Annotated in this window: 1 pseudogene; it reads right to left on the reverse strand. The window is 73.1% G+C overall.

Annotated features, from left to right (window positions below):
* A pseudogene (locus ACTMTI_RS56965) lies at positions 1–621 on the reverse strand (hypothetical protein); the annotation flags it as partial.
* Positions 622–672: the final 51 nt, after the last annotated feature.

Consider the following 672-nt stretch of genomic DNA (forward strand, 5'->3'; position numbering starts at 1 on the left):
CGCGCCGAGCCGGTCGAAGGCCTCCATGGCGGCCTGGAGGTGAGTACGTGCCTCGGCGCGGCGCTTGTGGCGGCGCAGCCATTCTCCGTAGACCAGGCGGGTGCGTGCCTCGTCGAAGGGCTGGTCGCCTTCGGCGTGCAGGGCCAGTGCTCGTTCGTACAGTCCGCCTGCCGCGCTGTCCGGGGCCAGCAGCGCACGGACCCGGTGCAGTACGGCGAGCGGCCTGGATCGGCCGGTGGCCTCGGCCCACTCCGTGTAGCGACGGAGCTGGTCCCGGGCACGCCGCGGATCCCCGACCCGGACGGCGGCCTCGATATAGTCCGGCCAGGAATTCCGCCACAGGAAGGCATGGCGGGTGGGACCGGACATGGCCCGGTCCCACCGGTCGAGCACCGCGTCGTAGCGGCCCAGCCCGAAGTCCAGTGCCGCGAGGGCGTACTCGGCCCAGCACGCTCCCGGCATCCACCTGCGGTGGTCGGCTTCGCGGATCGCCTGCTCTGCCATCGCCACACATTCCTCCTCCGCCCCGGCGACCGCCGACAGCCAGGCGTGCACACCCGCCAGGTAGCTGCCCCACTGCGGCTGGCCGACGTCAGCGGCCAGGGCCAGACCCGCGGCCACCGCGGACCGTGCGGACCGGTGGTGTCCGCTGAGGAGCTGCGCGATGGTGAA

The organism is Nonomuraea sp. H19, from assembly GCF_052068215.1.
Classification (GTDB): Bacteria; Actinomycetota; Actinomycetes; order Streptosporangiales; family Streptosporangiaceae; genus Nonomuraea.